This window comes from Streptomyces sp. NPDC006743, assembly GCF_040703815.1.
Lineage (GTDB): Bacteria > Actinomycetota > Actinomycetes > Streptomycetales > Streptomycetaceae > Streptomyces.
This window is the reverse complement of the sequence record NZ_JBEYJA010000047.1, coordinates 33,567-57,404: the sequence shown is the minus strand read 5'-3', so window position 1 is coordinate 57,404 and position 23,838 is coordinate 33,567. Positions and strand designations below refer to the sequence as shown.

The 23,838-nt window shown below is 71.3% G+C and carries 21 protein-coding genes and 5 pseudogenes; 16 read left to right on the top strand and 10 right to left on the bottom strand.

Annotation, left to right across the window (positions count from 1 at the left end):
- Positions 1-82 precede the first annotated feature (82 nt).
- Positions 83-310: pseudogene (locus tag ABZ719_RS29420) on the bottom strand (RNaseH domain-containing protein); the annotation flags it as partial.
- Between the two features lie 126 nt (positions 311-436).
- Between ABZ719_RS29420 and ABZ719_RS29415 the strand changes: the two are divergent.
- From ABZ719_RS29415 to ABZ719_RS29395, 5 genes and pseudogenes are all read left to right on the top strand, one after another.
- Positions 437-826, top strand: coding sequence for a hypothetical protein (locus tag ABZ719_RS29415; RefSeq protein WP_366728197.1), 390 nt, complete (start codon positions 437-439; stop codon positions 824-826).
- A complete protein-coding gene (locus ABZ719_RS29410) occupies positions 810-1,442 on the top strand; it encodes a pentapeptide repeat-containing protein (RefSeq protein ID WP_366728196.1) in 633 nt (210 codons plus the stop codon). The genes ABZ719_RS29415 and ABZ719_RS29410 overlap by 17 nt, the downstream gene beginning before the upstream one ends.
- 88 nt (positions 1,443-1,530) lie before the next feature.
- On the top strand, positions 1,531-1,854 hold the full coding sequence (locus ABZ719_RS29405; RefSeq protein ID WP_366728195.1) for a hypothetical protein: 324 nt from the start codon (positions 1,531-1,533) through the stop codon (positions 1,852-1,854).
- Positions 1,855-1,971: 117 nt separating this feature from the next.
- Positions 1,972-2,139: a hypothetical protein gene (locus ABZ719_RS29400; RefSeq protein ID WP_366728194.1), complete on the top strand. Its 168-nt coding sequence runs from the start codon at positions 1,972-1,974 to the stop codon at positions 2,137-2,139.
- Positions 2,136-2,351, top strand: a pseudogene (locus ABZ719_RS29395) (hypothetical protein); the annotation flags it as partial. The gene ABZ719_RS29400 and the pseudogene ABZ719_RS29395, both read left to right, overlap by 4 nt.
- Before the next feature lie 26 nt (positions 2,352-2,377).
- Here ABZ719_RS29395 and ABZ719_RS29390 read toward each other — a convergent pair.
- The 3 genes and pseudogenes from ABZ719_RS29390 to ABZ719_RS29380 form a co-directional block, all read right to left on the bottom strand.
- A pseudogene (locus tag ABZ719_RS29390) lies at positions 2,378-2,811 on the bottom strand (SigE family RNA polymerase sigma factor); the annotation flags it as partial.
- 189 nt (positions 2,812-3,000) lie between these two features.
- Positions 3,001-3,852, bottom strand: coding sequence for an NmrA/HSCARG family protein (locus tag ABZ719_RS29385; protein ID WP_366728193.1), 852 nt, complete (start codon positions 3,850-3,852; stop codon positions 3,001-3,003).
- 207 nt (positions 3,853-4,059) lie between these two features.
- Positions 4,060-4,863 (bottom strand): N-formylglutamate amidohydrolase, encoded by an 804-nt coding sequence (locus tag ABZ719_RS29380; RefSeq protein ID WP_366728192.1) that lies wholly within the window; start codon positions 4,861-4,863, stop codon positions 4,060-4,062.
- Between the two features lie 275 nt (positions 4,864-5,138).
- Here ABZ719_RS29380 and ABZ719_RS29375 point away from each other — a divergent pair, with 275 nt between their 5' ends.
- The 3 genes from ABZ719_RS29375 (at position 5,139) to ABZ719_RS29365 (ending at position 9,580) form a co-directional block, all read left to right on the top strand.
- Positions 5,139-6,317, top strand: coding sequence for a S1 family peptidase (locus ABZ719_RS29375; protein ID WP_366728191.1), 1,179 nt, complete (start codon positions 5,139-5,141; stop codon positions 6,315-6,317).
- Between the two features lie 404 nt (positions 6,318-6,721).
- A complete protein-coding gene (locus ABZ719_RS29370) occupies positions 6,722-8,299 on the top strand; it encodes a phosphodiester glycosidase family protein (RefSeq protein WP_366728206.1) in 1,578 nt (525 codons plus the stop codon).
- Positions 8,300-8,644: 345 nt separating this feature from the next.
- Positions 8,645-9,580 (top strand): alpha/beta hydrolase family protein, encoded by a 936-nt coding sequence (locus ABZ719_RS29365; protein WP_366728205.1) that lies wholly within the window; start codon positions 8,645-8,647, stop codon positions 9,578-9,580.
- A 79-nt stretch (positions 9,581-9,659) separates the two neighbouring features.
- Here the strand turns inward: ABZ719_RS29365 and ABZ719_RS29360 are convergent, their stop codons facing one another.
- Positions 9,660-10,475, bottom strand: a complete 816-nt coding sequence (locus tag ABZ719_RS29360; protein WP_366728190.1) for an SAM-dependent methyltransferase — start codon at positions 10,473-10,475, stop codon at positions 9,660-9,662.
- A 154-nt stretch (positions 10,476-10,629) separates the two neighbouring features.
- Here ABZ719_RS29360 and ABZ719_RS29355 point away from each other — a divergent pair, with 154 nt between their 5' ends.
- Positions 10,630-11,169 (top strand): GNAT family N-acetyltransferase, encoded by a 540-nt coding sequence (locus tag ABZ719_RS29355; protein ID WP_366728189.1) that lies wholly within the window; start codon positions 10,630-10,632, stop codon positions 11,167-11,169.
- A gap of 209 nt (positions 11,170-11,378) precedes the next feature.
- Here the strand turns inward: ABZ719_RS29355 and ABZ719_RS29350 are convergent, their stop codons facing one another.
- Positions 11,379-12,308 (bottom strand): NADP-dependent oxidoreductase, encoded by a 930-nt coding sequence (locus ABZ719_RS29350; RefSeq protein ID WP_366728188.1) that lies wholly within the window; start codon positions 12,306-12,308, stop codon positions 11,379-11,381.
- An 89-nt stretch (positions 12,309-12,397) separates the two neighbouring features.
- On the opposite strand from ABZ719_RS29350, the gene ABZ719_RS29345 reads away from it, so the two are divergent.
- The 5 genes and pseudogenes from ABZ719_RS29345 to ABZ719_RS29325 all read left to right on the top strand — a co-directional run bounded on the left by ABZ719_RS29345 (position 12,398) and on the right by ABZ719_RS29325 (position 17,926).
- Positions 12,398-12,778, top strand: coding sequence for a helix-turn-helix domain-containing protein (locus ABZ719_RS29345; protein WP_366728187.1), 381 nt, complete (start codon positions 12,398-12,400; stop codon positions 12,776-12,778).
- Between the two features lie 265 nt (positions 12,779-13,043).
- On the top strand, positions 13,044-15,137 hold the full coding sequence (locus ABZ719_RS29340; RefSeq protein WP_366728186.1) for an FG-GAP-like repeat-containing protein: 2,094 nt from the start codon (positions 13,044-13,046) through the stop codon (positions 15,135-15,137).
- Positions 15,138-15,389: 252 nt separating this feature from the next.
- A pseudogene (locus tag ABZ719_RS29335) lies at positions 15,390-15,563 on the top strand (AraC family transcriptional regulator); the annotation flags it as partial.
- 261 nt (positions 15,564-15,824) lie between these two features.
- Positions 15,825-16,628 carry an alpha/beta hydrolase gene (locus ABZ719_RS29330; RefSeq protein ID WP_366728185.1) on the top strand — a complete coding sequence of 268 codons (804 nt, stop codon included), beginning with the start codon at positions 15,825-15,827 and terminating at the stop codon, positions 16,626-16,628.
- Positions 16,628-17,926, top strand: coding sequence for a SpoIIE family protein phosphatase (locus ABZ719_RS29325; RefSeq protein WP_366728204.1), 1,299 nt, complete (start codon positions 16,628-16,630; stop codon positions 17,924-17,926). The genes ABZ719_RS29330 and ABZ719_RS29325 overlap by 1 nt, the downstream gene beginning before the upstream one ends.
- Before the next feature lie 60 nt (positions 17,927-17,986).
- On the opposite strand, the pseudogene ABZ719_RS29320 reads toward ABZ719_RS29325, so the two are convergent.
- A pseudogene (locus ABZ719_RS29320) lies at positions 17,987-18,384 on the bottom strand (glutaminase); the annotation flags it as partial.
- Between the two features lie 986 nt (positions 18,385-19,370).
- On the opposite strand from ABZ719_RS29320, the gene ABZ719_RS29315 reads away from it, so the two are divergent.
- Together ABZ719_RS29315 and ABZ719_RS29310 are read left to right on the top strand one after the other, a co-directional pair.
- A complete protein-coding gene (locus ABZ719_RS29315) occupies positions 19,371-19,877 on the top strand; it encodes a hypothetical protein (RefSeq protein WP_366728184.1) in 507 nt (168 codons plus the stop codon).
- A gap of 288 nt (positions 19,878-20,165) precedes the next feature.
- Complete coding sequence (locus ABZ719_RS29310; protein ID WP_366728183.1) at positions 20,166-20,933, top strand: alpha/beta hydrolase; 768 nt, start codon at positions 20,166-20,168, stop codon at positions 20,931-20,933.
- Positions 20,934-21,044: 111 nt separating this feature from the next.
- Here ABZ719_RS29310 and ABZ719_RS29305 read toward each other — a convergent pair whose 3' ends face one another.
- The 3 genes from ABZ719_RS29305 to ABZ719_RS29295 all read right to left on the bottom strand — a co-directional run bounded on the left by ABZ719_RS29305 (position 21,045) and on the right by ABZ719_RS29295 (position 23,823).
- Complete coding sequence (locus tag ABZ719_RS29305; RefSeq protein ID WP_366728182.1) at positions 21,045-22,016, bottom strand: fumarylacetoacetate hydrolase family protein; 972 nt, start codon at positions 22,014-22,016, stop codon at positions 21,045-21,047.
- Between the two features lie 325 nt (positions 22,017-22,341).
- The gene (locus ABZ719_RS29300) at positions 22,342-23,472 is read right to left on the bottom strand and encodes an FAD-dependent oxidoreductase (RefSeq protein ID WP_366728181.1); all 1,131 of its coding nucleotides are present in this window, start codon (positions 23,470-23,472) and stop codon (positions 22,342-22,344) included.
- Between the two features lie 24 nt (positions 23,473-23,496).
- Positions 23,497-23,823 carry a hypothetical protein gene (locus tag ABZ719_RS29295; RefSeq protein ID WP_366728180.1) on the bottom strand — a complete coding sequence of 109 codons (327 nt, stop codon included), beginning with the start codon at positions 23,821-23,823 and terminating at the stop codon, positions 23,497-23,499.
- Positions 23,824-23,838: the final 15 nt, after the last annotated feature.

Genomic DNA, 23,838 nt, shown 5'->3' with positions numbered 1-23,838 from the left:
TGACGGCGGGGTGCGCGTCGAACTTCTGCGCCGCGTCTTTGGCTCGCTGAGCCTCGTTGATCCACTGGGTGCGACGGCGGGATCAGCTCCGGCGTCGAGGGCGGCTCGGCAGCGGGCGAGCCGCCGCTCGCAGTCCGCGTCCGGCGCCATGGGAAGTCTCGACGGCCGGCATGGACAGCTTCAGCAGCATCACCGGGTACGGCACCCAGGCACACGCCTCGTCCTCCCAGTCCTCCACCCGGGCCAGCCCCCAACCGGAGGGCTCCGGCGTGACCAGCACGGCGACGGGCCCATGTCCCGCCCACCGGGTGCGGCTGCGCCGGTCGCCTTGTGCACCATCCCCACCGCCGCGTACCGCAGGCCGCCGGGCAGGCGCTCACCGAGGCAGCAGCGACACCGCGACGATTTCGACGTTCTCAAGCAGGACCCGGACCATATGGGCAAGGTGAAGCCGTCCGAAATGGACGAGGCCCGCGTCGCCCTCGACCTCCGTGAGAAAGGCAAGGTTCCGCAGGACATCCAGCGCCCGCCAGGGGCCAATCAGGGCGATCTGTACTCGCCGAGCACCGGTGTCTTCTATGACATCAAGGGTGTGCATTCCGACTGGCCTCCGCTCAACAATGTCCGGGATAAGTCGCAGTCGTTCAAGGGTTCCTACGACCCGGCGAACAACGGCAGGTGGGTCGCTAAACTGGAAGATCAGATTGTCGTCAGGAAGCGCACGGTCATCCTTGACATGCGGAACGCCAACCAGGCAGCGATCGACGACGTCCGAGCGATAATCGAGCAGAGAGGCTGGGAGGATCACGTTGTCTGGTACCCGTGACGTCGAGAATAAGGTCAAAGTGCTGTCGGCCGACCCGGATGCGGCGGCGGTCCTGAAGGGCTGGGCAGCACAGGAGGACGCTCTGCTGGACGTGGCAGGGCTCGACCTGACCGGCGCTGATATCTCGGGAGCGGATCTTGCGAATGGCTTGTTGACGGAGACGGTCCTGCGTAAAGCCAATCTCTCTGGCTGTGACCTCTATCGCGCCAATCTGGAGGGGGCTGTCCTCGCCGAAGCCGACCTCTCCGGCGCCAGCCTCGTGAAGGCTGTTCTCGACGAAGCCTCCTTGGCCGGAGCGAACCTGGACGACGCGGATCTGGGCAGTGCAGAGCTCTGGGGAGCCGACGCTTCCGGAGCAAGCCTGCGGGGGAGCAAGCTGGAGGGCGCGGCCCTGCTGGAGACCAAGTTGTACGGGGCAGACCTGTCCCATGCGACGGTTCGGGAGACCTCCTTCAAGGTGTTCCTGGACGACCGCAGCATCGTCGACGGGCTGACGGGCACCGTTTTCGGACCTGCCCGTGTAGCCGGGGCGGAAGGTGTGCGAGAGGTCAGCGGCCGGGACCTTGAGGTCTGGCTGAACGAGCGCGGGGCGCGAGTAGAAGTTCTCACCCCCTAACCCATGTTGAGTTCTCCATATGGTCCGCGGTTTCTACAGTGAGCTGTGGTCGTCAAGTCCGGAGGCCACTGACAGTATCCGTTCGTTCGTGGCCGACGTGCCACAGTCGGACGAAGAGGAGATCGCCTCTCATTTCCGTGGTGGGCACATCCTCTTCGCCTCCATGGGTGTCGTCGATGACGTCCTCGGCTCGGGAGCAAGCATCATAGGCGGCGGGTCGCTGTTGACGGACGGGGAGTGGAGATGGCGTGGTGATCTCTGGTTCTACGCTCGCTGGCACCATGTCGTACCCCCGGACGAATTTCGAGCAAAGGCTGAGACTGCGGGTTACACAGTGCCGCCTGTCGAGCAGGAGCGCCTCGTGGTCCTCGCCGACGAAGTTCAGGAACTCCGGTCATGCAAGCAGAAGTAGGCCCGTCCGCCGATACTCCTGAGCTCCGGGACGACGAACAGCGAACGGCTTGCCGTCGAATGGGGCGCGGGTGCGCTCGGCGCCTCATCTTTGCGGGGCGAGCCCATCGCACTGGTCATGACCGGCGACCGACAGGAAGGCCAGTTCTTCCTCGGCGACTACGCGAGCCCCTGGCCGCCCGGCCGTGGCACGCTCGTGCGCGGCGGCGAGGCGGCCAGACTCATCCGGACGGCACTGGCCGAAGAACCGCCGACCGACCACGGGGGCCACGGGGGCACCGCGTGACCAAAGACGTGATCGCGCTGACCGAGCGCATGCCGGACGCCTGGGGCGCCCTGGCCGGTCTCCTCGCCGGCGGTCCCGACCTCCAGGTCCGATCTGCCGCCGAAGGAGCGGTCATCCAGCTCTGCGACGCGGAGGGCCGCCCCCTGGTCTCGATCGAGGCCCCGCTGCAGCTGCATGTGCCGGGGGAGGCGCGGCGGCTGCTCGGTGCCACGGGTGCGGACGGCAGGCAGACGTGGTTGACCGTGCCGGGCGAGCAGCCGAGCACCTCGGCGACCTCGGCCTCGGACAGGTCCTCCCAGTACCGCAGGACGATCACCGCCCGCTGCTTCGGCGGCAGTCCGGCCAGGGCCGTGAGCAGGGCACTGCGCTCGTCGGCCCACGAGACGGCCTCGTCGTGCCCGGCCACCTCCGGCGGCACCGCGGTGAGAGCCTCCCTCATCCGCCGCTTGCGGAACCGGGCGCTGTTGCAGTTGACCAGCATCCGCCGGACGTACGCCTCCGGGCTGTCGCTGCGCGAGACATGCCGCCATGAGCGGTACGCCTTGGCCGGCGCCGTCTGCGTCAGATCTTCGGCGTGGTGCACATCACCGTGAGCAGGTACGCGGTCCGGACCAGACGGGACCACCGTGCTGAGACGAACTCGTGGAACTGGGCCTCTTGTTCGGCCTTCATCAAGCACCCTCCCTCGCCCTTGTGACCACCGTTCCGGCGGATTCGGTTGCCCGGAATCCGCCCGGGATCCGAGGCCTCGTCGGTCAGTCGGGCGAGCAGGGCCGACGACCACCGTCAGCGGAGTGTCGGTGTGCGGGCACCGCCCGGTTCCCGAGAGGGTGTCCGGGAACTCCGCTTCCAGGACGTGGGTCAGCGGGCGCTCGCCAAGGTGCGGTGTGCCCAGTCGGCGAAGCCGGTCCAGTGGATGTCCGGGTGAGCCGCATGGAGGGCGGGGATGTCGACGCGATAGCCGGGTCCGTTCAGGAATGTCCACATGGCGTGCATGTCAGCGTTGTCGATGGCCGAAAGCGGTACGTACTCATGACGGACCTCTCGTCCGAGCGTGGCGCCGAGCGCGGCCGCCATCCGCGAGGGTGTGGGTGCGTCGCCGGCCAGTTCGATGCGCTGCCCCACGTACGGGGAAGGGTCGAGCAGCACCTTCGCGGCGAACGCGCCGAGGTCGGGGCGGGCGAGCTGCTGCAACGGCCGGTCGGGCGGCAGCGGCAGGTCGAGGACGCCGTCGCGGATGCGCCGGGCTCCACCGAGCGCGTTGTCGAAGAAGTACGTCGGCCCGAGGATCGTGTACGGGACATCGCCCGCGGCCAGTTCCGCCTCGATGCGGGCCTTGCTCTCGAAATGCGGTACCCCGCTGTCCTGGTCGGCCCCGGCGACCGAGCTGAACACCAGGTGCGGAACGCGTTCCCGCGTGGCGGCGGAGAGGATCGCCCGCCCCTGACCCACCTCCGCATCGACACCGGCCTCGAACGGCGTGGTGAACGCGAAGACACCGGCCACCCCCCTCATCGCCGCGGCGAGCGAATCGCGATCGCTCAGGGAGCCCGCCACCACGTCGACGCCCTGCCCGGCCAGTGCCCGCGCGGACTCCCGGCCGGGGTCGCGGACCAGGGCCCTGATCCGGGCCCCGCGGCTCAGCAGCGCGTCGGTCACGGCCCCGCCCTGTCCGCCCGTCGCGGCGAGCACCAGGATCGGCTCATCCATCATGGAAGCACTCCCTTCCCAACCGGGGGCATCGCATCTGAAGTCGGCCCCAGCGGTAACCTTCCGTCACGACCGGCGGTGCATGAAGCCGACGCGCGCGAGACGGGCACTGAAGGAATCGATCTCGTGCACGCACGGTCAAGGACGCCGGCCGAGCACGTGGCCGGCCGGGGGTGCAAGGCCTGTTCCCCTCTGGCGGCCCAGGCGGCCTCAGACCGTACTCACCGCGTCGACGAGCCGGGCCAGCGCGTCGGCGAGCGCCCGCACCCCGGGGCCGTCGGCCGGGCCGCCCGGCTCGCGCATGTATCCGTCCCGCCGGATCTCGACCATCAGCGCGCCGACCCGGCGGTCGGTCCCGTAGTACTCCAGCGGTACGTAGGCGCCCTGGAACGGGCTGTCGACCCCCAGGTCGCCGAACCCTTCGAAGGCCTTCGCGGCCTGGTCCAGGAGGCGCGCCGGGGTGTGGAAGCCGTCGCTGCCGAGGCAGACCGCGGGGCGCGGCCCGTCGCCGTGCAACTCGTAGGGGAGGCGTTCGGCCGGGTACGAGTGCACGTCGATGATCACGGCCCGGCCCACCGCCGCCAGCCGCTCGCCGACCGCCTCGGTCATGGCGGCGGCGTACGGCCGGAAGTACCGCTCCACGAGGGGGCGTGCGTCGAACGAGGCCGGGCGCAGTTCCTCCCCGTGCGTGGTGCGGGTGTACACGGCGCCCATGCCGACGGCCAGCATCTCCTCGCGCTCGTCGGGGAAGCGCTCGGGGTCGGTCACCAGTCGCGAGAGGCGGTTCACGAAACGCCACGGGGTGAGGGCGCAGCGCTCGGCGGCGGCTGCCGCGATGCCGGCGGTGTGCGCGTCGGTGATGTGGTCCAGTTCGCGGGCGAGGGCGTCGTCGTCGAGGGTGATGCCCTGCCGGACGGCGGCCGGGACGGTCCGCGAGGAGTGCGGGACGTGCAGCACGACGGGGGAGTCGGGTGAGCCGGGCAGGTACTCGAAGGAGGGGGACGGATCGTTCATCTGCGGTGTCCTCGTCGCGCGCGCCGTCTGCCGGCGGCGCGCGTCGCGTGTGGTGGCGGGGCGCGGCGCGGCGCGCGGGGTCGTCGTGGATCGTACGCCGAGAAGTTCCGCACAGCTCCCGGAACTTGGCATGGACCTGATCTATCTCCCCGGCTACCCTCTTCCCTGCACCCCTTTGAGAGCGCTCTCACTCCGCATGCCCTTCCGCTCCACCCCCACCGTCACGAGGGGACGAGGTCGCGTCGTGACCGGAACGACGAGAGGCAGCAACCCACATGAGACGCACCACAGTTCTGCGCGCCGCCCTGACCGGGGCGGTCCTGCTGGCCACCGCCGCCGCCGGCCTGAGCGGCGGCCGGGCGACGGCCGCCACCCCGCCCGCCCCCACCCACGCCCTTCCCGCCCCCTCCGCCGCCGGCGCCCCGGCGTCCGCGGCCCTCGTCTCCGCCCTCCGGCACGACCTGCACCTGACGGAACGGCAGGCGAAGGCCCGCCTCGCCGCGGAGGCCTCGGCGCGCACGGTCGAACAGGCCGCGCGCAAGGCCGCCGGAGCGGCGTACGGCGGCTCGTGGTTCGACCCGAAGAGCGATGCCCTGGTGGTCGCCCTCACCGACGACACCCGCCGCACGGCGGTGGAGGCCACCGGGGCCCGGACCGTGCACACCCGCCACACGGAGAGCCAACTGAACGCGGTCAAGGCCGCGTTGGACGCGCTGCGCGCCCCGAAGGGTGTCAGCGGCTGGCACGTGGACCCGCGCGCCGGGGCGGTCACCGTCACGGTGGTCGCCGCACACAAGAGCGACAACGATGTCAGGAAGTTCCTCACCCGCGCCCGCGCCGCCGGCCCGGTGACCGTGGAGGAGACCCGCCAGGCCCCGCGCACGCTGGCCGCCGGAACCGTGGGCGGCGACCCGTACTACACGGGCAACGTCCGCTGCTCCATCGGCTTCTCGGTGTACGGCGGTTTCGTCACGGCCGGGCACTGCGGCCGGCCCGGCATGGGCGTCAGCGGCTGGGACCACTCCTACGTCGGCACCTTCCAGGGCTCCTCGTTCCCCGACAACGACTACGCCTGGGTCAGTGTGGGCAGCGGCTGGTGGACCGTACCGGTCGTGCTCGGCTGGGGGACCGTCTCCGACCAGCTGGTCCGCGGCTCGGCCGAGGCCCCGATCGGCGCGTCGATCTGCCGCTCGGGCTCGACCTCGCACTGGCACTGCGGCACCGTCCTCGCCAAGAACGAGACGGTCAACTACAGCGAGGGCGCCGTCCACCAGATGACGAAGACCAACGTCTGCGCCGAACCCGGCGACTCCGGCGGCTCGTTCATCAGCGGCGACCGGGCCCAGGGCGTCACGTCCGGCGGGTGGGGCAACTGCAGCTCCGGCGGCGAGACGTGGTTCCAGCCGGTGAACGAGATCCTCGGGCGGTACGGGCTGACACTGCACACGGCGTGAGGTGACACCCCGCCCGCCGCACCCACCGGGCCCGGCCTGCTCCCCTCCCGGTCAGCTGGTGCGGCGGGCGCGGGGCGGCGGGACCGTACCGGCGGAAGGCCACGCCGGTACGGCACGGCGACCGGCGCCCGGCATCTGTCGTCCGGCGCCGGGCGTCGGGTGGATGAGCCGAGCGGAGCCGCGTCGAGCCGAGCCGCTGTGACACGGCGGCGTTCCACCACCGGCGACCGGCGACCGGCGACCGGCGACCGGCGTCCCGCGCCCGGCGCCGCGCATGGTCGTGACCGTCCCGGGGAAGGGCCGTTGCGACGAACTTCTGCCCCATCCTCGACGTCCCTTCCCCCAGGCGGTGCAGAGTGAAGAAGAGAGTGTGCGGTGCGGGTGCCGTGCTCGGCGTCCTCGTCATGTTCGGCGCCCCGCCGGCGCAGGCGTCCGCGGCGGCGCCCCCGGGAACGCAGCGGAGCGGGCACGTCCTGCCCCTGGGCCCCGCGGACCTGACCGAGACCCGTACCACGACGACCCTTCAGCCGGGCGTCACCCTCACCCGCATCGTGCGCGGCGAGGACGCCCCGGCGCTGCCCTGGACGGTCGAGGTGACCATCCCCGGCGGTGCCGGCTCGCCCGACCCGGACGCGCCGCCCGCCGTCCTCAAGGAGGAGGCCAGCGCGCAGGATCTGGCCGCGGACCTCGTGCGGCACGGTTTCCGGGCCCGCGCGGAGGAAGTGCGGACACCCGGGGCGGCGGACTACGCCGGAGGAACCCTCGGGTGGCGGGTGCGCGTCGGTTCGTTCGGCTCGCAGTCCGCAGCGACGGCCGAACGGACACGTCTGAGGGCCGCCGGGTACACCGGATCGGCCGTGTACACCGGCTGGGACGGCGACTCCTCGGCCAGGGGCCCCTGGCACATCGACGTGCTCACCATCGACCCGTGGCGGTTCGGCGGCAGCCTCCAGGCGTCGTACGGCCCCGACCTGGAGAGCCGCGAGACGACCAGCAGGCTGTCGGAGGAGGCGGGCGCGACCGCGGCGGTGAACGCCGGCTTCTTCGTCCTGGACCCGGCCGCGGGCGCCCCGGGCGACCCGGCGGGCGTGGGCGTCTACGACGGACGGCTGCTGAGCGAACCGGTGAGCGGGCGCCCCAGTCTGCTGGTGCACGACGACGGCCGGCGGACGCAGATCGCCCGGCTCACCTGGCAGGGAAGCGTCACCGGCCGGAGCGCCTCGCTGCGGCTGAGCGGCATCAACCGGGTGCCCGGCCTGATCAGGAACTGCGGCGGCAGTCCGGGCGACCTCCCGACCTCCGCTCCGCTGCACGACGTCACCTGCACCAACCCCGACGAACTCGTGGCCTTCACACCCGACTTCGGGCCGAGCACCCCGGCGGGTGAGGGGCTGGAGGCCGTCCTGGACGCCCGTCACCGGGTCGTCGAGGTGCGGTCGCCGCGTGGCGGACCGCTGCCGTCGGGCGGCAGCTCCGTCCAGGCGACCGGCCGGCGCGTCGCCGAACTGAGCGGCCTCGCCCGCGTCGGCGGCCACCTGCGCGTCGCGACGACCCTGCGGGACGAGCGGGGGCACCGCGTCGCGCCGTCGCCCAGGACCGACATCGTGAACGCCGGGCCCGAACTGGTCCGCGACGGCAGGATCCACATCACCCCCGCGACCGACGGCATGGTGCACCCCGGCGACCCGAGCTGGTACTACGGCTGGGTGCACAAGCGCAACCCGCGCACGCTGGCCGGGGTGGACGCCGCGGGCCGTACCGTGCTCGTCACCGCCGACGGCCGCAGTACCGCCTCACTGGGTCTCAGCATCGCCGAGAGCGCCGGCGTCGCCCGGGCGCTCGGACTGCGCGACGCGGTCAACCTCGACGGCGGCGGCTCGACCACCATGGTGATCGGCGGCAAGGTCATCAACGACCCCTCCGACGCGGGCGGCGAACGTCCCGTCGGAGACGCCCTGATGATCCTGCCCCGCAGGAACTGACGTCCGCCCCTGTCGAAACGTTCAGGCAGCATCGAGCCCACCGCAGGAGCCGCCGTGCCCACCACCGAGTCGCCCCGGCCCGTCGAGTCCCGTCCGAGAACCCGATCCCGCACCCGTCTGTCCAACCGCCTGCGCGCCCCTCTGTCCAACCGCCTGCGCGTCCGCCTGCGAACCCATGGCCTGCTCGTCCTCGCCGGCGTCCTGCTCGTCCTCGCGCCGACGGGCCTGGCGGCGGCCACGGGCACCCCGCCCGGAGCGCCCGGGACGCGTGCCGCGGCGGCCACTGGCGTCTCGCCCGGAGCCTCCGGGACGCCTGCCGCGGCGGCCACTGGCGCTGGGGGCGCTGTGGCCGCCAGGCAGGCAGTGGCCACCGGCGCTCCCCGCCCGCCGGGCCCGCGCGGCGCCGAGGTCGTGGCCCTCACTCAGGTCGCCGACCGCCAGGTCGACCTGTCGGTGCGCTCGGCGGCCCTGGGCGGCCGGACGGTCAAGGTCCGGCTGCTCACCCCCGACGGCTGGGACCCCGGCGACCGCCACCGCCACTGGCCCACCCTGTGGCTCCTGCACGGCTGCTGCGGGGACTACACGTCGTGGACGGCCATGACCGACGTCGCGCGGATCGACGGCCTGCGCCACGTGCTCGTCGTCATGCCCGAGGCCGGCTGGAACGGCTGGTACAGCGACTGGTGGAACGACGGCCGGGGCGGCGACCCGGCCTGGGAGACGTTCCACACCGTGGAGCTGCGCCGGCTCCTGGAGCGTGACTGGGGCGCGGGCCGCGACCGTGTGGTGGCCGGCCTGTCGATGGGAGGCCAGGGCGCGCTGCTCTACGCCGCCCGGCACCCGGGCATGTTCAGGGCGGTCGCCGCCTACTCGGGCTCGGCCCACCCGCTGCTGAACGACGAGTCGGTGACGCGCATCATGGGGTTCTTCGCCGGCCAGGGCGACGATCCGCTGCGGGTGTGGGGCGACCCGGTCGCACAGCGCCGCATCTGGCAGGCGCACGACCCGTTCCACCTCGCCGCGAGGCTCAGGGCGCTCCCCGTGTACCTGTCGTGCGGGGACGGCACCACCGGCCCCCTGGACCCGCCGGGCCGCACCAGCGACCTGGAGGCCGACTTCAACCGCCAGAACCACGCCCTCGCCGCCGAGCTGAAGCGTGTGGGCGCGCACCAGCTGACCACGCACTTCTACGGTCCGGGGACACACGGCTGGCCCTACTGGCAACGCGAGTTGCACGCCTCCTTGCCGATGCTGCTCGACGCCCTGGGGGTCACCGGCTGATGCCGCTGGTCCCCGTACCGCCCCCTCCCGCCGCACCGGGAGGGGGCGGCCCAGATGCCGGCAGCGGCGGTGGGGAGGGTCAGCGGTCCTTGCGTGCCACCGCGCCGTAGATGCCGATCGGCGGCGCACCGGCCTCCGGGGCTTCGTCGGGACGCCAGTCGGTGACCTTCACCAGGCCCGGCTCGACCAGGGTGAAGTCGCCGAAGAAGTCCAGCACCCGGGCGTGCGGGCGCAGGTTCAGGGAGGCGGTGGCGCGCCGGTAGACGGCCGCCGCGTCCTCGCGCCGGTCCTCGTGGACGTCACCCGTGGCGTGCGTCAGGACGAGGTAGGAGCCGACGGGCAGCGCGTCGCGCAGGGTGGCCAGGACCCCGTCGGGGTCGTCCGAGTCGGCGAGGAAGTGCACGACGGCGACCAGGAGCAGCGCCACCGGTTCACCGAAGTCGATCACCCGGCGCACCTCGGGGTGGTCGAGGACGGCGCGCGGGTCCCGCAGGTCGGCCAGGACCACGGAGGTGCCGGTGCCCTCCAGCAGGGCCATCGAGTGCGTGCTGACGATCGGGTCGTTGTCGACGTAGGCGATGCGGGTGTCGGGGGCGATGGCGTGGGCGATCTGGTGCACGTTCGGTTCCGTGGGCAGGCCCGTGCCCACGTCGAGGATCTGCCGGACGCCGCCCTCGCCGACGACGTACCGCACGGCGCGGTGCATGAAGCGCCGGTTGGCGAGGACCCCCTCCCGCACCTCCGGGGCCGCCTTCATGAACTGCTCGGCGGCCTGCTGGTCGACCTCGTAGTGGTCCTTGCCGCCGAGGAAGTAGTCGTACATCCGGGCCGGGTGGGGCTTGCTGGTGTCTATCTCGCGCGCGAGGGCGCCGCCGCCGCTGCTGGGGGAGGTCATCGCTGCCTGGCTCCGTCCTGGGCTCGCAACCCGCCACCGGGAGAACCGTGGTGAGTGACTGTCAGGACATCATCTTGGCATGCCGCGGGCGCCCGCCGGGCCCGGCCTCCATCCGTCCGGACCCGGCTGGGACCTTGATGCATATGATGTGCAGGTGCATGAGAGTGACTACAGCATCCGACCCGCGGAACCCGGTGACCTGGAGGGCGCCCGCGCGGTGATGCTCGACACCGTGTACCGCGACTTCGGCACCGGCTACGTACCCCGCTGGCACGGCGACATCATCGACCCGGCCGCCGCCTACCTGGCCCCGGCCCGGCACACGCTGCTGGTCGCGGTCGACGGGGTCGCGGGCGACGTCGTCGGCACCGCCGCCCTGGACGCGCGCGGTCCCGCGCACCCGCCCAACCCCCGCCATCTCGCCGAGCGCTACCCCTCCGGGGAGACCGCGCAACTGCGCCGCGTCTACGTCCGTCCCGAGCACCGCAGGCGCGGCCTGGCCCGGCGGCTCGTCGGGGAACTGCTCGCGTTCGCGGCGGCCGACGGCGGCTACCGCTCCGTCTACCTGCACACCGATCCGGCCGTGCCCGGTGCGGAAGGGTTCTGGCGGTCCCTCGGCAAGGTCGTGCACGACGAGCGGCAGGATCCCGCCGGCGGGCAGGGGATCGTGCACTTCGAGGTGCCGATGGTGTGACGGGGCTAAGAGCTGCGAACAAAAGGGGCGCCCGGCTCGCGACGCCCGGCACGCACGCTCGCGGCGTTGCCGGAAGGCCCTGGTAGCTCCGCTACAAGGACCTTCCGGCGCCTTGCGATCGCACGCACCGGACGCCGCGAGCTGATCGGACTCCCCTTTTGTTCGCAGCTCTTAGCGGGGCCGCGCCCACGCGTATCACCACGACGGGATCAGACAGTGAGGACGAGCTTGCCCCGGAGGTGACCGGCGTCGAGCAGCCGGTGCGCGTCGGCGACGCGCTCGAAGGGGAACGTCTCCTGCACGTGGACCCGGAGCCTGCCCTCTTCGACGAGTTCGACGAGACCACGCAGGGCAACCGGATCGGGGTCGACCGCGATGCCGCTGAAGCGCATGCCGGCCGCCTCGTACTGGGCAACGAGTTCCAGATCCTCCTCGGCGACCGCCGTCACCAGGTGACCGCCCGGGCGGAGCACTTCGAGCGACCGCTCGGCGGTGTCGCCGCCGATCGTGTCGAGCACGACGTCGATGTCGCGGACCGCCTCGGCGAAGTCGACCGCCGTGTAGTCGATCACCTCGTCGGCACCGAACCCCTCGACGAACTTCCGCTTACTCCCGCTGGCGGTCGCGATCACGTGCGCGCCGAGCGCCTTCGCGATCTGGATCGCGACGTGGCCGACCCCGCCCCCACCGCCGTGGACCAGGACACGGTCGCCCTCGCTCACGCCGCCGAGATCGACGAGTCCCTGCCACGCCGTCAGCCCGACGACCGGCAGCGCCGACGCCTCGACGTGCGAGAGCGACGCCGGCTTGCGTGCCAGGTGCAACGCCGGCGCCGACACGAACTCGGCGTACGCACTCGCCGCCCGCGGGAACAGCGGCATCCCGAACACCTCGTCGCCGGGCCTGAACCGCCACGTCTGCGGCGACTTCTCGACCACGCCGCTGATGTCCCAGCCGAGGATGAACGGCGGCCGGCCGATCAGCGGGAACTCGCCCGCGCGCAGGCGCGCCTCCAGCGGGTTCAGCCCGATCGCCTTGACGCGGACGAGGACCTCGGTCGGGAGGGGCCGGGGCTCGGGCGCGTCCACGACGGTGAGCACATCGGGACCGCCGAGCGCCTGCTGGGTGATGACTCGCATGACTCTCCTGGCTGTGGAAGGGGGAGGGATCTCAGGCTAGGTTTCCGACAGGAACCAGCAGGTGCCTCTGGCACGGGTACCTTTGGCCCATGAGCGGTTTCGGTCCCGGTGATCTCTTTCTCGCCGACTGCCCGGCGCGTCTGGCGGTCGAGCTCATCGCCGACAAGTGGACGGTGGTCGTGCTCGCCGGCCTCAGCAAGGGCCCGGTGCGCCATGGCGAGCTGGTCGAGTTGATCGGCGGCATCTCCCGCAAGATGCTCACCCAGACGCTCCGACGGCTGGAGTCGCACGGACTCGTCCGCCGCCACGCCTACGCCGAGGTCCCGCCCCGCGTCGAGTACGAACTCACCCCGCTCGGAGCGACGCTGATCGAACCGATCCATACGCTGACCGAATGGGCGAGGGCGCACGGCGACGCAGTGCTCGACGCGCTCGACGCCGGCCCCGAGCCGGTCGCCCCTGGCGACTGAGGCCCCCGCCAGGGCAGCGACTTGCTGACGGATCCCAGGCGGGCCGGTCGTGGGCGCAGCCGAACATCCGCCTGAGACGACGTCTAAAGTGTCCCCAGCGCAAAATCACCCTGCAGGCGGCTGCGACAAACCCCGTTCTGAGCGTCACAGGAGCGGCCCTGCCTGGCGGGTGCCCACACCGTTGGCCGCTGTGCCTTCTCCCGAGGGCAACGAACCCACTCAAGGATAATTCTACGTGCCTGTCAGACGTTCCAGAATCAGAACGGTGGTGTTGGCGGCCGCCGTCGCCATGGCCGGGCTCCTCGGCCCTTCGCCGGCGCGGGCTGCCACTGGTGCCCCCGTCACCGACGACACCTATGCCTTCACGGCGAAACTCGACATCGGCGACACGGAGCGGTCCTGCTCGGGCGTATTGGTGGATCCTCAGTGGATCCTGACCGCGGCAAGCTGCTTCGCGGCCGATCCCTCGACCGAACAGGTCACCGCGGGGAAGCCCGCGTGGAAGACCACCGCGACCGTCGGCCGCACGGACCTCACCGCTGCCGGCGGACACGTCAGTGACATCGTCGAACTCGTACCACGCCCCGGGCGTGATCTGGTCATGGCGCGCCTCGCCGAACCATCCGAAGGCATCACACCGGTGGCCATGGCTGCCGACCCGGTCACGGTCGGCGACACCCTCACCACCACCGGTTTCGGCCGGACCAGCCGTGAGTGGGTGCAGAGCAAACTGCACGCAGCATCGTTCAACGCGGATGCCGTGGACGATGAAACCATCGGCATCTCCGGCAAGACGGCCGGGGACGCCATCTGCAAGGGAGACACCGGCGGGCCGATCCTGCGTCAGCGGACGGACGGCACACCGGAATTGGTCGGTATCAGCAGCCGGTCCTGGCAAGGTGGCTGTTTCGGCGAGACGGAGACCCGCACCGGGGCCATAGCCGCCCGCACGGACAACATCGGCCTCGGCACCCATCTGACGTCCGGCCGCCGTCTGACCCCAGGCGACTCGTTGGTCTCGGCCACCAATGCGCTGACCATGCGGACCGACGGCAACCTGGTCATCACCTCCATGGCAGGCAGAGTCCTGTGGTCCACCGGCACCACCGAAGCCGGCGCCACCGCCCTGCTCGACGCCGACGGAGACTTCGTCGTCCGGAACGCCGCAGACACAGCCACCCTCTGGCAGGCCCACACCGCTGCCGTCGGCGGCAGCGTCGTCCTGCAGGACCGCGGCAACCTGGTCGTCCTCGACGCTTCCGGCACAGCGCGGTGGAGCAGCGGAACCGCCATCCGCCATGACTACAACAACGACGGACGCAGCGATCTCGGCGCCTGGTACGACTTCGCCGCGGGCAGTGATGCCATCTACACCTTCTTCGGCAACGAGGACGGCTCCATCAGCGCCCCGACGAAGTCATGGAACGCCCCCGCGGGTGCTTGGGACGCCAAGTACATGAAGCGCGTCACCGGCGACTTCGACGGCGATGGCCGCGGCGACATCGCAGCGCTGTACGGCTACAGCGACACCAGCCTGAAGATCTGGATGTGGCTCGGGCGACCCGACGGCGGTTTCGACACCCCCTTCACCGCCTTCAGTTCGCCGGCCGGCTCCTTCCACATCAGCTACATGACCCCGCAGGCAGGCGACTTCAACGGTGACGGCCGCGACGACATCGCCGTCTGGTACGCCTACGCCGACGGCACCACCAAGTTGTGGACGTTCACCGCCAAGACGGACGGCACACTCAACACTCCCGCCAGCTCCTGGTCCGCACCGTCCGGCACCTGGCTGCGGACCCGTACCAAGTTCGTCACCGGTGATTTCAACGGTGACGGCCGCGACGACCTGAGCGTCTTCTACGGCCAGGGCGACGACTCGGTGAAGACCTACGTCTTCACCGCCGCCGGCAACGGCGGCTTCAACACTCCCGGAACGTGGTGGCAGAGCGCCTCGCTCGACTGGAACCGCGTCACCCCGCTCGCCGGTGACTTCAACGGCGACGGCCGCGACGACGCCCTCGTCTGGTATGACTACGCCGACGGCAGCGACAAGACCTCGACCATACAGTCCGAGAACGTCAACGGCACGGACCGCTTCGGATCCGCTACGGTCACCCTCGCCAGCCCGGCCGGCAACCTGAACGTGGCGCAGATGCAACTCGTCGTCGGCGACTACAACGGTGACGGACGCGACGATCTCGTCGCGATGAACCGTCTGTCCGACGGCGGAGTCAAGTTCTGGACCTGGACCGCCCGGGCCGACGCCCTGTTCAACGGCGGACTCGCGGGCTGGACCGCCCCCGGTACCAACTGGCTCTACGACTCCACGAAGCTCGTCAGAACGCACAACAGCTGAAGCATCGCCGCCCCGGTCCGTACCGCGGGCCTGAGCGGCGATCCCGGAGGCCCGCCACGGGCCCCGTTCCGGACTGGAGCACGCTCCGCCGCCGCGGCCGGCGGAGCGTCGACAGGGGGGTCCCGTCGGTCGTCACGTTTTCAGCGACGCCGACCGGCGGTGGAAGAAGCGGCTCGACTCCCTCACCGGCGAGCGCGCCGGCCGTCGGGTCGGCTACCCGCGCTGCAAGCGCGAGGGAGGCCGGTTCTGGCCTTGCGCACCGTCGCCGTTCTCGCGCTGGACCAGATGATCCCGTGCGACGTGTCCACCCCGATCGAGATCACTTCGATCGGGGTCTTCCCCCCGGACCGCCTGCCCGACGAGCGGCCCGGCTGTCAGGTCCGGGCCTGCGTCCCGGACGACGAGATCGACGCCGGGGCCTTCACCGCCGGACGGCCTTCCAGGACGCGGACTGTGCTGCGGCGCTGCTCCTGGGCCGATCGCTGGCGCCGCCCGCTCTGCCCGTGAGTACGAAAGGATCGCCTGTCACGGTCAGTAACCGATCCCGTGCTGTTCAGGTGGTCGCAGGGATCTTGAGGGCGGTGGAGGCGGCTCGTCGGAGGCGGCCTGTGCGAACCGTTGCTGGGGTGAAATGGGGCGATACAAGACGGGTCGAGGTTTCAGGCGGCTGATTGAGACACTGGAGGGATGGACGTCGTCCGCAGGAACAACGTGACCGTCACCGGCAACCCGCAGGGGCGTGCGGTGGTGCTGGCGCATGGCTTCGGATGCGACCAGAACATGTGGCGGCTGACGGTTCCCGCCCTGGCCGAGGACTACCGGGTGGTCCTGTTCGACTACGTCGGCTCTGGCCGCTCCGAGCCGTCCGCGTTCTCCGAGGAGCGCTACTCGTGCCTGGAGGGATACGCATGGGACGCGGTCGAGGTCTGCGAGGCGCTCGACCTGCGCGACGCCGTGTTCGTGGGCCACTCGGTCAGCGCGATGATCGGTGCACTGGCCGTCGGCATGGCTCCGGGGCGGATCGGCGCGCTGGTGATGGTCGCCCCCTCCCCCCGGTATCTCGACGACGACGGCTACCGGGGCGGATTCAGCACCGAGGACATCGACGAACTGCTCGCCTCGCTGGAATCCAACTATCTCGGCTGGTCGGCGACGATGGCACCGGTGATCATGGGCAACGCCGACCGGCCCGAGCTGGGCGAGGAGCTGAAGAACAGCTTCTGCGCCACCGACCCCGACATGGCGCGCGTCTTCGCCCGCACCACGTTCCTCTCCGACTCCCGGGACGACCTGAAGACCGTGCGGGTGCCGACGCTGGTGCTGGAATGCACCCAGGACATCATCGCCCCCCGTGAGGTCGGCGCTTTCGTCCACCAGGCGATCGCCGACTCCACCCTGGTCACCTTGGAGGCCACCGGGCACTGCCCGCACCTGTCCGCGCCCGAAGCGACCAACGAGGCGATCACGGCCTTTCTGGCGGCCCTGCGATGATGTGCCACACCGACCAGCCACCCGACCCGCCGGACGCCGATGACGCCGGGCCCGAGACCGCGGCGTTCGCCGCGCTGCCGGAGGACAGCGCGGAGGACCTGTACGAGACCGCGCTGTGCGGATATCTCTCCACGCTGATGGACGGCACCATCGCCAAGATCAACGCCACGCTGCTGGACTGGCTCGGTCTCGAGCGGGAGGCGGTGGTGGGCCGGATGCGGTTCACCGACCTGCTGACCGTGGGCGGCAGGCTGTACCACGAAACCCATTTCGCGCCGCTGCTGCGCATGCAGGGGGAGATCAGCGGCATCGCTATGGAGATCACACAGGCAGGGGGCGGGCGGATGCCCGTCCTGGTCTCCTCGGTGGTCAGGCAGGGCGGCACGGGTGAACCGCTGCTGATCCGCACGACCGTTTTCGACGCTCGGGACCGCCGGGCCTACGAGGAGGAACTCCTGCGCCGCCGGCAGGTGGCCGACGAGGCCCGCAGACAGGCGGAGGCCGACCGCGCGCGGCTGCAGGAAGCCCTCGCCGTGCTCCAGCGGTCGCTGCTGCCCGACACCCTTCCGAGCCTGCCTGGAGTGGAGACGGCCGCCTACTACCACACCGCATCCCCGGACCGGCTGGGCGGCGACTTCTACGACGTCTTCCCCATCGGCGGCGAACGCTTCGCCTTCTTCCTCGGCGACGTGTGCGGCAAAGGTCCGCAGGCCGCCGCACTCACCTCACTGACCCGCTACACCCTGCGCGCCGCCGCCCTGCACCAGGCCACCCCCGTTTCCGCGCTGACCACACTGAACACCGTGCTCCACGAGCGGTACGCCGGCAGCGGTGACCCGCGCTACTGCACCGCGATCTTCGGCACGCTCGAACCCGATGCCGCAACCGGCCGGGCCGCGGTCCGTCTCGCATCGGGCGGCCATCCGCCGGCCCTGGTCCTGCGCGGCGACGGCACCGCGGACTTCCTGCCCACCCCCGGAGGCCTCCTCGTCGGCGTCCTGCCCACGGCATGCTTCACCCCTGCCAGCACCCTCTTGAACCCGGGTGACACACTCCTGCTCTACACCGACGGTCTCACCGAAGCCCGCACCGGGGAGGAGCGCACGAGCCTGTACGGCGACGACGCCCTGCTCGCCTTCGCCACACGTCACGCCGGGGATCCGCCCCTCGCCCTCGTCCAGGCCCTGACCGACCTGCTGGCCAGCTTCCCTGCCGGTCTCGACGACGACACGGCGCTCCTCGCCCTGGGCATCCCGGCCACCGTCCCGCATACGAGGAACAGGCCAGGAGCCCGCTGAAGGCCACCCGTCACCGCACATCCAGCCGCCACGACCACCGGCCCGGCGAACCCGTACCGGTCAGAACACCGACAGTCCGGTCAGCGTCGTGAACCGGTCGAGGGCGGCCACGCCGGCCACCGAGTTGCCGCGTTCGTCCAGGCCCGGGCTCCACACGCACAGCGTGCACCACCCCGGTACGACAGCGATGATCCCGCCGCCGACCCCGCTCTTGCCGGGCAGGCCCACCCGGTAGGCGACTGGTCGAGCAGGACCGGCACCTCGTTGTCGACGTTGCCGTAGGACGCCATGAAGTGGGCCAGGGCGGCGTTGCGGTCGCCGTGCGCGGTCTCGGAGGCGGCGACCTCACTGTCGAAGTCCAGGGCGGGGTTCCCGCTCTCGGCGCGCAGAAAGGCCAGCAGTTCTCCCGCCGCGTCCCCGGCACGGGTCTGGAGACGGTCGGTGACGACGAGGGCACCGCAGGTCAGGCCACCGGTGCTTGGGTCACCGCGCTGGTTCCCGCAGCCGACTTCCGGTGAGCCCGGCACAACGGCCTGATCCCGGCCCCGGACGCCTCGTCATACCAGTGGTTCCGGGCCCGACCCGCTCGGGCCGTTCGGGACCTGGTGAAGGCGCACGGCTCATAGGAGCAGGTGGCCAAGAGGCTCGGCAAGACGACGGCCTGGGGATCGCAACGGCCGGCCCACCTGGAACTCATTGCTGACCTCCAGGAGAAGGTTGATTCCGGTCAGTCGAAGGCTGGGCCGGCTCGCCGTATCCGCAGGCTCCCCCAAGAGCAGCAGGCGGAGGAAGCCGCAAGGGCCATCGACGCCGTTGAGCCCGCGAGTCGGCCGCCGCCACTGCCCCTGTACGGGTGCCGGTCGCGGTGACGTGCCGGGTTCTCGGGCTGGGCCGCCGGCCCTCCTGCCGGTGGCTGGACAGGCAGGCCGGTCACCGACGCCGAGATGGCCGAGGCATTCCGGGCCGACGCGCTGTTCGGCGCGCACCGCGACGATCCACAACGCCTTCGAGCCGGCTCATACCGCACTCCCTGTCGGAGTCCGTCACCCATCTGCAGCAGGGCCGCCTGGAACCCCTCCGAAGCGCCGGGGGCGGACAGGACGTGCCCCCTATGCCGGGGGTAGACAGACCGTGCCCACCCCCATACAGTCCGTACCGGGGCCTGCTACTGCAGGAAAAGAGGGCAGAAAGCGTGTGTTACTGCGGTATTCCACGCCATCTCGCATTTTGGGGAACTTCTCCCTTCGTGATCACGTAAAGCCGGTCACCGGCCCAGTAGGGCCGTTCGGTTCGGTCCAGGGGGCCCCGCCACGACGCGGCATTCGCTGAACGGGAACCCTGCTGCAGCCTGGCCATCACGCATCACCTCTGCGCCGCGAAATGTGCAGACGGCGGCGCTCGTCCGACTCGCCCGCGACATGTCCAGACGGAAGGAACGGCCAGCATGGCTTTATCGGAAGCCGATCTCGCGAAGCTCGGGGACACTCCGGTCACGATCCAGTCCACGCACTACCCGAACGTGTACCTGCGTATGGACGGAACTGGCGTGACCGCCCCCAGCGATCCGGGCGGTGGCAAGGTCAACTGCCAGTACGGCACCGGCGCGTGGACGACGTTCAAGGTCCGGCCGCAGGCCGACGGCTCGTACGCGTTCGAGTCGGTGGCCTTCCCCAGCGTGTTCCTGCGCATGGACGGCACCGGGGTCCCCACCGACATGAGCGGCGGGGGTACGGTCAACTGCCAGTCCTTCATCGGCCCCTATGAGAAGTTCCGTGCGCGTGCCCAGGCCGACGGTTCGTTCTCCTTCGAGTCGGCAACCTTCACGAACATCTTCCTGCGCATGGTGACCGGCAGCGGGGTCACCGCCGCCACCGGCCCGGGCGGGACGGTGAACTGCCAGTACAACGCCAACGGCGGCGGCGACGAGAAGTTCTTCCTCGCCCACGCATAGCTTGCTCCCTTCCGGCCTCGTGGCTCCGCCAGGGGCCGGAAGGGATCGCTGGAGCGGCAAGGCGGACTTCTCCGACACAGCCGTGATGTGCTCCTGCGCCTGCCGGGAAAGGCGTTGAGCGATGATCAACCGGCTGGTAGTTTTCAGTCGACCGTGACACTGCCCGAGGAGGTGAGACCCGTGAACGCTGTATCGACGTGGGTGCTCCCCCTTTCCCTCACGGCCGGCGATTGACGTAGGAGTCGCCGGGAGCGCCTCGACCACAAGGCACTCCCGAAAGGCAACACCATGTCCTCTCTGCAGTTCACCGCCGAGTCGTCGTCGAAGGGCATGGTCGAACGCGACTTCGTCGTGGGCGGCGTCCCCGGTGTCCTCTGGTCGCCGGTCTCCGGTGCGGCCGAGCGCGCACCCCTGGTCCTGATGGCCCACGGCGGCGGCAACCACAAGAAGCATCCGGCGATGTCCGGCCGCGCCCGTCTGCTCGTGACCGGCTGTGGCGTGCACGTCGCCGTCATCGACGCTCCCGGGCACGGCGACCGGCCGCGCACGGCGCACGACGAGGCGGAGATCGCCGAACTGTTCCGGGCGCGGGCCGCGGGCGAACCGGAAGGCCCGGTCGTCGTGCGCTACAACGCACACCTGGCCCGGCTCGCCGTCCCCGAGTACCGGGCGACCCTGGACGCCCTGCAGGGACTCCCGCAGATCGGCACCGACGGGCCGGTCGGCTTCTGGGGCATCAACATGGGCACCGCGATCGGCATACCCTTCGTGGCGGCCGAACCCAGGATCACCGCCGCGGTCTTCGGCCAGCACTGGCCCGACGTCCTGGCCGAGCAGGCGAGGCGGATCAGCATCCCGGTCGAGTTCGACCTGCAGTGGGACGACGAGCACATCTCGCGCGAGGAGGGGCTCGCGCTGTTCGACGCCTTCGCCTCGAAGGAGAAGTCGTTGCACGTGAACTCGGGCAGGCACAAGGAGCTGCCCCGGTTCGAGGCCGACAGCGCGGTCCGGTTCTTCGCCCGGCACCTCGGCCGGCCGGTCACCTCGCCGGCCTGATGTGCCCGCTCGCGGCGCCCGGCTCGCCCGCCGGGCGTCGCGACCGCGGCCCCGGGACGAGGCCGCGCGGCCGGACGACGGATCCGCGCAGCCTCTGGGGGTGCGGGTCGGTCACGGCCGCTCACGGGACCGGCGCCGGCCGGTGGGCAGCGGCACCGGGTCCGCGCCGGGCACGACGGTGTTGGACACGCTGCCGATCCCTTCCACGGTGAGGGTGACGGTGTCACCGGGCTTCAGCGGCGGTGGCGTCCGCTCGCCGCGCAGGCCCCACAGTTCGGCGAGGCAGCCGCCGTTGCCGCAGGTGCCCGAGCCCAGGACGTCGCCGGGCAGCACCCGTGTACCGCGCGAGGCGTAGGCGACCAGTTCCTCGAAGGTCCAGCTCATGTTGGACAGGAGGTCCGTGCCGACGGTCTCGCCGTTGACCTCCGCGGTGAGCGCCAGGCGCAGGAACCCGCCGGCGTCCCGGTAGGGATCCAGTTCGTCCGCGGTGACCAGGTACGGGCCGAGGGTGGTGGCCGTGTCCTTGCCCTTGCACGGGCCGAGTCCGACGGTCATCTCGGCGGACTGCAGGTCCCTGGCCGACCAGTCGTTGAAGACGGTGTAGCCGACGATGTGGTCCCGCGCCCGCTCGGGGGTGAGGTCGCGGCCCTCACGGCCGACGACGGCGGCGACCTCGAGTTCGAAGTCCAGCACACTCGAACCGGGCGGGACGGGGATGTCGTCGTGCGGGCCGTAGATCGCGTGCGGGTTGGTGAAATAGAACGTCGGAGCGGCGTACCACTGCTCCGGGACGCCGACGGCGCCGCTCACCGAGCGCCGTACGCCCTCGACGTGCTCCTCGAAGGTGACGAAGTCCCGTACGGAGGCGGGCTGGAGGGGTGGCAGCAGCCGGACCCGGGACACGTGCGGGCCGGGTGGCGCGTCGAGTGCGGCGGCACCCGCGGTGAGCAGTCCGGGCAGTCCGCCGGACTCCCGCAGCAGGTCGGTGAGCGAGGCAACGCCGGGCAGCGGCAGCAGGGTGCCGTCGTCCTCGACGACGGCCACGTGACGGCGGTGGTGGTGTTCGTAGGCGGCGAAACGCATGGTGCGGCTCCGAAAAGGCAGGCCCGGGGGCGTGGCGGGACCGGGTCAGGGCAGGTGACAGGTCCGGCCGCGCCCCCGGGGGGGGGTGGGAGGGAAGGGGAATCAGACCGGCGGGGCGACGAAGACTCCGCGGTCCGGATCGTTGAACGACTCCTTGGCGACGAGTTCGTTCATGGGGTTGGCGGTCGCTGACGGCCAGGGCCGCGGGACCGTTGCGCCGGGCGTCCAGTGCCTTCGCCCTCGGCGAGCCCCGGCATGCCGGACACCAGGGTCTCCGCCTCGGGCAGCAGCACATGGGCGTGGACGTCCACGATGGGGGCCGTGCTCACGGCAGTTCCCGCAGCATCGTCATCGTGCGGGCCATCAGTCCGGGCACGTCCGCGTCCCGGGCGCCGTCCAGCTGCCACTGCCCGATCTGCACGGACGCCTCCACGACCGGGCGGACGCGGGCCATGCGCCGCTCGTGGTACGCCCGGAAGAGGGCGTCGTCCCAGGTGTCCGAGGCGGTCAGCAGGCGGGCGAGCACGAGTGCGTCCTCCAGGGACAGGGCCGCGCCCTGGGCCAGCGTGGGCGGGCAGCAGTGCGCGGCGTCGCCGATCAGCACGACCCGGCCGCGGTGCCAGGACCCCTCGACCAGCAGCCGGTCGAACCAGGTGTAGTTGTCCTTCGCCGGGTCGGTGATGTGCTCGGTGATCTCCGGCCAGTGGCCCCCGTAGGCGCCGGCGAGGCGACGCATCTCCTCGGCGTACGTCTGCGGCGGGATGGACGCGCGGTCGCGGTGGGCCTCGACGACGTAGGCGTACAGGGTGGTGTCGCCGGTGGGGCAGTACCCGGCGATGTAGGCCGGGCCGCCGTAGGCGAGGTCGGTGCGGACCACGCCGGCCGGACGCGGGGCGGTGACACGCCAGATGGCCATGCCGGTCGGCTCCGGCTTGTCGCCGATGCCGATCGCCGCCCGGGTCGGGGACCCGAGGCCGTCGGCGGCGATGACCAGGTCGTAACGGGCCTCGCTGCCGTCGGAGAACTGTATCGAGACCCCGTCCGCGTCCTGGCCGAGGATCTCGGCGGTCGTGCCGAGCCGCACGGTGGCGCCACTGGCCCGTACGGCGTCGATCAGGATCTGCTGGAGCCGCGGGCGCCGCATGCCGACGGTGGCGGGCAGGTCGTCGCCGCCGGTGCGCAGGTCCCGCGCGACGTGCAGGACGGTGCCGTCGGGGGCGGTGATGCCGACGGAGTCGAACCCGAAGCCGGACGCCTTCACCTGTTCCCAGACGCCGAGTTCGCGCAGGACACGCAGGGCGTTGCCCTGGAGGGTGATGCCGGAGCCGGCGGTTGCGTTCCAGTCGTCCTCGGCCTCGATCAGATCCACCGTCAGGCCGGCTCGGCGCAGCAGGACCGTCGCGGCGTTGCCTGCGGCACCGCCACCGACCACCAGGACCGTGCGGGCATTGCTCATGAGAGAACTCCCTTGCTCCATACGTTACTTGACGGCGATCGGGTTGACGGGGGAGCCGACCGCGCCGGTGACGGGCAGGGGTGCGGCCACCGGCGCGTGCACGCGCAGGTCCGCGACGGGCGTGCGAGCGAGTCCGGTGCCGGCCGCGAGCGCGCGCAGCCGCGGCAGGGCCGTCTCCCAGCGGTCCAGGACGTCCAGGGCGATCAGCCGTTCGTCGCCGAAGATCTCCCGCAGATCGAGGGCCTGGCCGTCGGGGGTGACGAGGGCGGGGAACTGCGGCCCCTCCGGGGCCGAGAGGGTGGCGAGGGCGAACGGCCCGGCGAAGAGCGCGGACGAGGGTGCGGGTTTCACGGACGTGTCCTCCTG